Below are 9,660 nucleotides of genomic sequence, written 5' to 3'. Positions count from 1 at the left end.
AGCGGGGGACGGAGGGGGCGCCCTACAAGCCGGGCGACCTCGTCGCCAACCGCTACGCCATCCAGGAGGTGGTGGGCTCCGGGCCGTTGGGGTTCGTCTTCCGCGCACAGGACCAGGCCATCGACGTGGAGGTGGCGCTGAAGGTCATCCAGCCGCGGCTGGTGCAGCAGCCGGAGGAGCGCACGCAGTTCGCGCTGTCCATGCGGGTGGGCAAGAAGCTCAACCACCCGAACCTGGTGCGCGTCTACGAGGAGGGCGTCGACGGGGACCGGCCCTACTTCGCGATGCAGCTGCTGGAAGGCATCACGCTGCGCCGGATGATGGAGCAGCGCGCGTCGAAGGGGCAGCTGTTCTCGCTGAAGGAAGTGGAGCCGCTGCTGGCGCAGATGGCGGCGGCGCTGGACGGCGCGCACCGCTTCGGGCCGCACTCGGACCTGAAGCCGGAGAACGTCTTCGTCCTGCCGGACCTGCTGAAGGTGACGGACTACGGGCTGGGGCTCGCGGTGCCGCACCTGCCCTTCGTGCAGGCGCAGAAGGGGCACCGGGCGGCGGCGTACATCGCTCCCGAGTACGTGAATGGCGCGGAGCTGGACACGCGCATGGACGTGTACTCACTGGGCGTGCTGATAGGGGAGATGGTCACCGGCCTGCTGCCCGAGGACGGCGGCGTGCCCGAGGTGACGGTGCGGCACCCGGACCTCCCGCCCGCGTTCGAGTCCCTCTACCGGCGCGCGCTCAACCAGAACCCGCTGGTGCGGCCGAAGTCGGGTGGCGAATTGCACGCGGAGTTCGCGGCGCTGGTGCAGCGTCACCCGGCCGCGGCTTCGAGGCCGCGCGCGGTGCCGCCCACGGGCGCGCTTCCCGCCGCCGCGGTGGCCGCGCGGGCGGCGAACAAGCCGCTGCCGCCGGTGCCCACGGGCATGCTGCCCATCGCGACGGCTCCCACGCCGGCCGCGCCCATCCCGGTGCAGGAAGACGAGCCCCCGCCGGATGCGACCCAGCCGCTGGACGCGGCGACGCTGGCGGCGATCCTGGGTTCGAACAAGCAGGCGCTCGACTACATCCTGGGCCCCGAGGCGCGCTCCGTCTCCGATGCGGCGACGCAGCAGGAGATGCGGGCCGTGGCGGAGCGCCAGGCGCCCGTGCGCGGTGGTGGGCGGGGCGCAGACGCGTCCGCGCAGCAGGATCCGAGGTCGCTGGGACAGGGCTCCGAAGCGGCGACGCAGCAGGAGCCCCGTGCGGCGCGCGGTGGTGACGGTACGGCTTCCTCCGAGGCGCGTCCTTCGGCGGCGAAGACCGCCGAGCCGGTGATGCGCATCTTCGCGAAGGCGGAGGAGCCCTCTTTCCCTCCGGATCCGCGCGCGTCGTCCCGCTCCGCGGAGTCTGGCGCGGACGGACGCCAGGGGAACCGGGGCGCGGATGGCGCCAGCGATGGGCGACAGGCGGGGCGCGGCGGTGAGGCTTCCGCGGCGGAGTCCCGGCGCGGTGCCGATGTTGCCTCCGGCGATGGTCGTTCGGGCGGTCGTAGCGGTGAGGCTTCTTCCGGCGACGGACGCTTGGGCGGTCGCAACGGTGAAGCGTCGTCGAGCGATGGCCGTTCAGGTGGCCGCAACGGTGAGGCCTCCGCGAGTGACGGTCGTTCGGGCGGTCGCAGCGGTGAAGCGTCGTCGAGCGATGGCCGTTCAGGTGGCCGCAACGGTGAGGCCTCCGCAAGCGATGGCCGTTCAGGTGGCCGTAACGGTGAGGCTTCGTCCAGCGACGGGCGTTCAGGTGGCCGCAACGCTGAGGCCTCCGCAAGCGATGGGCGCTCAGGCGGACGCAACGGTGATGCATCTGCCACGGAGTCGCGTCAGGGCGGACGCACCACGGATTCCGCTCAGGACGCACGGTCGGGTCGGAACACGGACGGCGACGGGCGCCAGGGCGGCCGGAGCTCCGACGACGAAGAAATTTCTGAGTCCCGTTCCTCCAGCCGAGGCGGTCGCAACTCGCGGGCCTCCGGCGCGGTGGCCACCAGGTACACGCCCGCCGTGTCCGCCACGTCCACCGCCATCGCGCAGGACATCGGCTGGTCCCCGTCGCGCGCCACCACCGTGTGCACGTGCGGCGGGGGCGGCTGCTGCCAGATGGCGAGGATGTCCCGCCACTCGGCGCCGTAGGCCTTCACGTTGATTTCCACCAGGGCGTCCATCCGGTCCACGGACTCCACCGGCACCCCGGGGGCCGCGTCCGGCAGGTCCTTCAGCCAGGCGCCCATGGCGGGCACGGTGAAGTCCGGCCGGTAGCCCGCGGCGGCCAGCACCCGCTTCGCGTCCGGCTGCCCGGGCGTCAGGGTGATGCGCCAGCGCGACAGGCCCAGGCCCCGGTAGAAGTCGCCCAGCGCGGGCAGCGCCTGGGCCAGCGCGTCCGCGTGGCTGAAGAGGACCTGCTGGAAGTGCGTGTCCTGGTACGCGGGCAGCGCGAACGCCTCCACGCCCGGAAGGCGCAGGTGGCGCAGCGAACCGCGCTCGGCCTGCAGCCGCTTGAATTCGATGAGGTTGGCGTGCAGCCGCGAGGTGAGTTCGGCATCCGTCATGCGGGCGCGCAGCCTAGACACGGAGGCGACAGTCAAAGAACAGCCCTGGAGGAAAGGACGCGCACACCGACCGCCCGAGGGTTAGGTTCCAGCTTCACGCCGCCATGAGCCAGCGCTTCTTCTCCTTCGATCCCCGCCCCACCCGAATCGCCCTCTTCCTGGGCACGTGCCTGCTGGCGGTCCTCACCGCCTGGGCCCTGGCGGACTACCGGGGCGGCGGGGGGCTGCTCGCCATCGCGCGCGCCGGCATCAGCGCGGGCCTGATGCTGACCTTCCTGGTGTCCGTCCACCGCCTGCGCCCCCGGGCGGAGTGGGGCGTCACCCTGGACAGCGCGGGCGTGCGGGTGTCCCGCCCCTTCAGCGGCAAGCCGCTGGAATTGCACTGGGGACAGATTGATTCCGTGCGCCGGGTCGGCCGCAAAGGGAGCGTGCTGGGCCTGTTCCTGAAGGAGGAGGGAAGGGTGCTCGTGACGCGACATCTTTTCGCCCGCAAGGCTGTTTACGAAGAGTTGATCGCGGCGCTGGAGGACCGGCTTCCGCCCTCGCGTTTCGACGCCTGATTCATGAATCTTTTCGCAGCCTTGCGCGGGCTCCCGAACCTTGTCCGGGATGCCCGGTGGTGGTAGGCACAGCAGGCACAGCCCTGTCGCAACGGCAGCCTTTCCCAAGGACACGTTTCACATGGAAAAGACCCCCGCTACCGGCGCCGCGCTGGCCGCGCCGCCCGCCGATTATGGGACGGACAGCATCACCAAGCTCGAAGGGCTGGAGGCCGTCCGCAAGCGCCCTGGCATGTACATCGGCGACACGATGACCTACGGGCTGCACAAGCTCGTCTACGAGGTCGTCGACAACTCCGTGGATGAGGCGCTCGCCGGCTACTGCACGGACATCGAGGTCGTCATCCACGTGGACGGCTCGCTCAGCGTCCAGGACAACGGCCGCGGCATCCCCGTGGGACCGCACCCGGATCCCAAGTTCAAGCACAAGGACACGCTGGAGGTCGTGCTCACGGAGCTGCACGCCGGCAGCAAGTTCGGCAACGGCGCGTACAAGGTCTCCGGCGGCCTGCACGGCGTGGGCGTCACGTGCGTGAACTTCCTCTCGGAGTGGTTCAAGGTCCGCGTCCAGCGCGACGGCAAGGTGTTCGAGCAGGGCTACGCGCGCGGCGTGCCCAACAGCCCGCCGGTGGAGGTTGGCACCACCGACAAGCGCGGCACGATGATCCACTTCAAGCCGGACCCCACGGTCATGGAGACGGCGGACTTCAACTTCGAGACGCTCAGCCAGCGGCTGCGCGAGCTGGCGTTCCTCAACGCGGGCCTGCACATCATCATCCGCGACGAGCGCACGCAGAAGGAGCACGACTTCAAGTTCGACGGCGGCATCGCGTCCTTCGTGGAGTACCTCAACAAGGCGAAGGAGGCGCTGCACGACAAGCCCGTCTTCATCAAGTCGGAGCGCGAGGGCGTGTCGCTGGAGATCGCCATGCAGTGGAACGATGGCTACGACGAGCGCATCTTCACCTTCGCCAACAACATCAACACCCACGAGGGTGGCAGCCACCTGTCCGGCTTCAAGGCCGCGCTCACGCGCACGCTCAACAGCTACGCGGAGAAGGGTGGGGTGTGGAAGGACCTGAAGGAGACGCCCACCGGCGAGGACGCACGCGAGGGCCTGTCCGCCGTCATCTCCGTGAAGCTGTCCAACCCCCAGTTCGAGGGGCAGACGAAGACGAAGCTGGGCAACAGCGAGGTGAAGGGCCTGGTCGAGCAGATGGTGAACGACCAGCTCGCCTCCTTCCTGGAGGAGCACCCGCCCGTCGCCAAGAAGGTCGTGGCCAAGGTGGGCGACGCGTGCCGCGCGCGCATCGCGGCCCGCAAGGCCCGTGAGACGGTGCGCCGCAAGGGCGTGCTGGACGGCGGCGGTCTGCCCGGCAAGCTCGCGGACTGCCAGAGCCGCGACCCGCACGAGAGCGAGCTGTACATCGTCGAGGGTGACTCCGCAGGCGGCTCCGCCAAGCAGGGCCGGGACCGGCGCAACCAGGCCATCCTCCCCCTGCGCGGCAAGATCTTGAACGTGGAGAAGGCGCGCTTCGAGAAGATGCTGACCAGCGCGGAGATCGTCACGCTCATCACCGCGCTGGGCACGGGCATCGGGGCGGAGGACTACGACCCGGAGAAGGCGCGCTACCACCGCATCATCCTGATGACGGACGCCGACGTGGACGGCAGCCACATCCGCACGCTGCTGCTCACGTTCTTCTACCGGCAGATGCGCGAACTCATCGACCGGGGCTACGTCTACATCGCGCAGCCGCCGCTCTACAAAGTCACGCGCAACAAGAAGGACAGCTACGTCAAGAACGAGCGCGACCTCAACGAGTACCTGCTGAAGATCGCCGCCGAGCACGCGCGGGTGCAGACGCCCTCGGGCGAGCTGGGCGGCAGCGAGCTCAAGGTGCTGCTGGAGAAGGTCATCACCTACGAGGAGCGCCTGGAGAAGCAGGCCAAGCGCCGCGACGCGCGCATCGTGGACGCGCTGGTGCAGGCGACGAACCTGCGCGCGGACCTGCTCGCGGACGAGCAGGCGGTGGAGTCCGAGTACCTGGCGATGCGCGAGTACTGCCAGCGGCGCATGCCGGACGTGATGGGCCGGATGTCCCGGCGCGTGGAGCAGGACCCGGAGCACCAGTCCAAGAAGCTGGTGGTGCTGACGGACCTGAACGGCTCCATGCGCGAGTCCGTGTTCGACCATGCCTACCTGTCGTCGCCGGAGTACCAGGAGCTCATCAGCCTGCGCGAGGCCTTCAACTCGCTGGGCAAGGCGCCCTACCGCGTGAAGGTGGACGCGGGCGAGGTGACGGCGTTCTCCGTGCAGGAGGTGCTGGCCGCGGTCCGCAAGGACGCGCAGAAGGGCCTGGGCCTGCAGCGCTACAAGGGTCTGGGAGAGATGAACCCGGAGCAGCTCTGGGACACCACCATGAACCCCGTCACGCGCACGCTGCTCCAGGTGCGGGTGGAGGACGCGGTGGAGAGCGACGACATCTTCTCGCTGCTGATGGGCGAGGCGGTGGAGCCCCGCCGCGAGTTCATCGAGCGCAACGCGCTGGACGTGCAGAACCTGGACATCTGAGCCGCTGAGCATCCCCTGTGGATCACGCCGGGCCCCGGGGGAAAAGACCCGTGGGCCCGGTGCCGTTTTTCGGCTCCGCGCCCACGTGCCCTTCCCATCCTTGTCGAGCCGGGCCGCGGGAGACTGCGGCGGCCCCCGTAAGCCCTTACGGAAGGAACCTTGAAACCAGCGACCAGCGCGACGAGGTCCCCGCGCGCATGTTGAGGATGGCGGTGATGGCGATGACGCCCGCCATGGTGGCGAGGTTCACGATGCCGCCCACGTCCATCGCCTTCATCGTCTTCGCGGCGGTCTCGGGCGTGGTGTCCGTCGGCGTCAGGCCCGTCTCGGCGGGCACGGCGCCTTCGGGCGCCTGCTTGGCCAGGAAGGCACCGCCGAAGATGTTGGCCGCGCCCAGCGCCACGGTGGCGCCCAGCAGCACGTCCTTGGCGATCACCAGCCCGCGCGTGGTGCTGTCGATCTCCCGACCCGTCAGCTTCGAGCGGCCCACCAGCCAGGTGACGGCCGCGAGCCCCACCGAGGCCGCGTTGACGATGTTGAAGCCGTTCCAGGCGGCGTTCGCCACCTGACCACGCTCCGCATGCGAGTCCAGGACCTTCACCGCCGGGTTGAGGGCGATCTTCCCGAACAGCGTGCCGCCGAAGCCGGCGGCGAGACCCAGGTTGTGCAGCACCAGACCAGTCGAGGACATCACAGGCATCATGGACGGACTCCCAACAGAGAGAATGTGGATGTCCGTGAGGGTAGGCACTGGCCCCAGGCGCGGGAGCAGCGCCCCGGGGTCATGCCCTGGAGGGTCGTGATGTCTGTTTGCTGACCGGGCCTCCCAGCGGGTGCCCGTGTGGCCGGCTGCCCTGACTGGGGCTAGCGCTCGGAGCGGTTGGCGCCGCGAAGCGCTTCCGCGCGCTCCTTGCGGGACATGTTCGTCACGTCGACGATGTCGAAGTCGAGCGCGCCCTGGTTGTCGGCCAGGCTCAAGTCCGGGAAGACGCAGCGCAGGTCCTTCACGCCGGACACCTGGTAGCGCTTGCCCGCCTCCAGCAGCCGGTGCGTGCGGCGCACGGCCTCCTGGGCGGGCCCCTTCTCCACGCACAGCACGGTGCGCACGCGGCCCTGGGTGCCGCCCTTCACCTCCGCGAAGTCGTCGCGCACGGTGAAGAGGTAGGTGGACTTGGGGTTGAGGCCGCGCAGCAGCATCTGGTGCTGGGGCTTCGGCTGCACGGCGTTCTTCTGGGGCTCGAACAGCACCGAGCGCGGCGGGATGTACGCGGACTGCCGCAGGTGCACGCGGATGGAGCCCCGGTTGTCCTCCGGGCCGGTGTCGTCCAGCGCGAAGAAGTGCAGCTTCTTCGCGCCCTTGATGGTGCGGGGCGCGGCGCTGACGAAGCCCACGGCGTTGTCGGCGGGCAGGTCCCCTTCGGCGAAGAACACGAGCGTCCCGGACGAGACGCCGTCCCCGTCCGCGAACGCCGCGCTGCCCTCGGTCCACACCGAGTAGGCCGCGCCGGGCGCCACGTCGATGGTGGCCGGCGTGTACTCCGGCAGCGGCAGGCCGTTGTACATGGGCCGCAGCACCAGCAGGCGCGTGGGGTAGTCCACGAGGCGCATCTCACGGTCCTTGCCCGTGAGCCCGCTGTCGTCGCCCGCGTCGCCCGGAGCGGCGGCGACGGCGGCGGTCCCCGCGTCCCCCGTGGGGGCGGCTCCCGCGTCCGCGTCCGTGGCGACGGCGGCGACCGCGGTTCCCGCGTCGGACGGCTCCCCGGCGTCGGTGAGGGCCACGGTGGTGGTGATGATGGACGTCGCCTGGGCGCTCGCGGGCGCCACCTCCAGCTCCGCCTTGAGGTGGTACTCCGCCTGGTTGGGCGAGAAGCGGCGCGTCCAGGCGCGGTAGCCCGGCTTGGTGATGACGATGGTGTGGGGCGTGCGCTTGTCCGCGCCCACGACGCGGTTGGGCGTCTTGCCGGCGGGCAGGCCGTTGACGACGATGGAGGCCCCCTCCGGCTTGGAGGTGATCCACAGGATGGCGGCGTCGCCCACGCCCTCGTCGGCGACCTCCGGCGGGAACATGAAGCGCAGCGCCACCCCGATGAACACCAGGGCCACGGCGATGGCGAAGACGCCCATGCTCAGCGACCGCACCTGCTTCGCGCGCTTGCTCTCGCGCTCGGCGGCCTCGGCGGCCAGCTTCTCGCGCACGTCATCCACGCTGGTGCGCACCCGGGGCGCGGCCTTCTCCTCCGGCTCCACCTCCGGCGGGGCGGCCATCGTCTCCACGGGCGTGTCCCGAGGCGCGGCCAACGTGGGCAGCGACCGCGGCATCGCCGTGGGCTCCGTCCCGGAGTCGGTGTCCGGCTCCGGCGGCAGCTCGGGCGGAAGGGGGCGGCGGCCAACGCCGGTGGCCTCGCGGGTGCCGCCCGGGGTCGTCACCCGGCGCACGCCCGTGGTGCTGCGGCGCACGGCGGTGGTGGCCTGGGTGGTGCTGCCGCGGCGCGTGCCGCCGTCGCTCGCGGGGCGCAGGCCCGGGGCGCTGGGCGAGCGCACGCCGGGGCTGGACGGGCGGGTCACGCCGGGGCTGGAGGGACGCGCCACGCCGGGGCTGCCCGGGCTGGATGACCGGCCGTTGCTCGAAGGCATCCGCGCGCGGCCCTGGGACGGCTCCGACGACGGGGACTGCCACGCGGCGAGCTGATCCTTGAAGCTGGGCGGCAGCTCCACCTTGCGTCCCTCGGCGGCGAGCTCCTCCGCGAAGAGGTACGTCATGAGCTGGCTCAGCATCGTCGGCGTGAAGCGGGGCGTGTCGCGGTAGAGCATCTCCACCAGCGACTCGCTCAGGTCCTTCGCCGTCTGGTAGCGCGCGTCGCGGTCCACCGCCATCGCGTGCGCGACGATCTGCTCCAGGTCCTCGCCCACGCCCGGGTTGATCGCGGACGGGGGCAGGCAGTCCCCTTCGATGATCCGCGGCAGCACGGTGACGAACTCGCCCTCGAAGGGGCGCCGGCCGCACAGCATCTCGTAGAGGACGATGCCCGCGGCGTACACGTCCGTGCGGGCGTCCAGGTCCTGCTGTCCCCGGGCCTGCTCGGGGGAGAAGTACGGGTACTTGCCCTTGAGCGTGCCGGGCGACGTCTTGGCCTCCACCGCGCTCGTGGCCTTGGCGATGCCGAAGTCGATGACCTTGACCTCGCCCTCGTAGGAGATGAGGACGTTGTCGGGGGACACGTCGCGGTGCACGAGCCCCAGCGTCTGGCCATCCTCGCCCACGTGGCGGTGCGCGTAGTCCAGGCCCTCGCACAGCTTGCTGGCGATGTGCAGCGCCAGGGGCTGCGGCAGGAAGCCCACTCCGGCGCGGGAGGCGCGGCGCAGCACCTTGGACAGGGGCTGGCCGTGCACCAGCTCCATGGCGATGAAGTACTGCCCGTCCACTTCACCGAAGTCGAAGATCTGCGCGATGTTGCCGTGCGTCAGGCCCGCCGCGACGCGCGCTTCGCTGATGAACATCTCCACGAAGTCGTGGTCGTCCACGAAGTGCGGGAGGATCTGCTTGATGACGCACGGCTTCGTCACGCCGGCCGCACCCGTCAGGCGCGCGCGATACGTGACGGCCATGCCCCCCGCGGCAATCTTGGAGACCAGGACGTACTTGCCGAATTGCTGGAGACTGGGTTCTGCCACGGGTGAGCAGGCGGGGTCGGTAAAGGGGGAGTGCCGGAGCATACTCGCCTTCGCCGGAAAGTCCCGGAAGCGCTCGCATGGCATGCGAAGATTTCGCTCCGGGTGCTGGCCGGTGGGCGTTGGGGCCTGGTGGGTTGGGGCAACCCGTGGAAATGACTGGACGTCCAGGGTGGGGGCCGAGGAGGCGTGAGGTGGACTGCTATGGCGGTTCACACTTCTTCACGGCGCTTCGTTCGGCGCGGCCGGGGGGCGGGGTTATCACCTGCGCCATCCTGGGC

Annotated in this window: 5 protein-coding genes; 3 read left to right on the top strand and 2 right to left on the bottom strand. The window is 70.4% G+C overall.

Annotation, left to right across the window (positions count from 1 at the left end):
- From D7V93_RS29100 to gyrB, 3 genes are all read left to right on the top strand, one after another.
- Positions 1-2,159, top strand: a 2,159-nt coding sequence (locus D7V93_RS29100; protein ID WP_244237579.1) for a protein kinase domain-containing protein, incomplete at its 5' end; no start/stop codon positions are given.
- Positions 2,160-2,679: 520 nt separating this feature from the next.
- A complete protein-coding gene (locus D7V93_RS29090) occupies positions 2,680-3,135 on the top strand; it encodes a hypothetical protein (protein ID WP_120646492.1) in 456 nt (151 codons plus the stop codon).
- Positions 3,136-3,256: 121 nt separating this feature from the next.
- On the top strand, positions 3,257-5,710 hold the full coding sequence (gene gyrB, locus D7V93_RS29085) for a DNA topoisomerase (ATP-hydrolyzing) subunit B (RefSeq protein ID WP_120646491.1): 2,454 nt from the start codon (positions 3,257-3,259) through the stop codon (positions 5,708-5,710).
- Between the two features lie 145 nt (positions 5,711-5,855).
- On the opposite strand, the gene D7V93_RS29080 is transcribed toward gyrB, so the two are convergent.
- Entirely contained in the window at positions 5,856-6,401 is a 546-nt protein-coding gene (locus D7V93_RS29080) for a hypothetical protein (RefSeq protein ID WP_244237578.1), read from the bottom strand.
- Between the two features lie 173 nt (positions 6,402-6,574).
- Positions 6,575-9,382, bottom strand: a complete 2,808-nt coding sequence (locus D7V93_RS29075; protein ID WP_120646493.1) for a serine/threonine-protein kinase — start codon at positions 9,380-9,382, stop codon at positions 6,575-6,577.
- Positions 9,383-9,660 lie beyond the last annotated feature (278 nt).

It is taken from the genome of Corallococcus llansteffanensis, assembly GCF_003612055.1.
Lineage (GTDB): Bacteria > Myxococcota > Myxococcia > Myxococcales > Myxococcaceae > Corallococcus > Corallococcus llansteffanensis.
The sequence above is the reverse complement of the archived record's forward strand: the minus strand, read 5'-3'. Positions and strand labels throughout refer to the sequence as shown.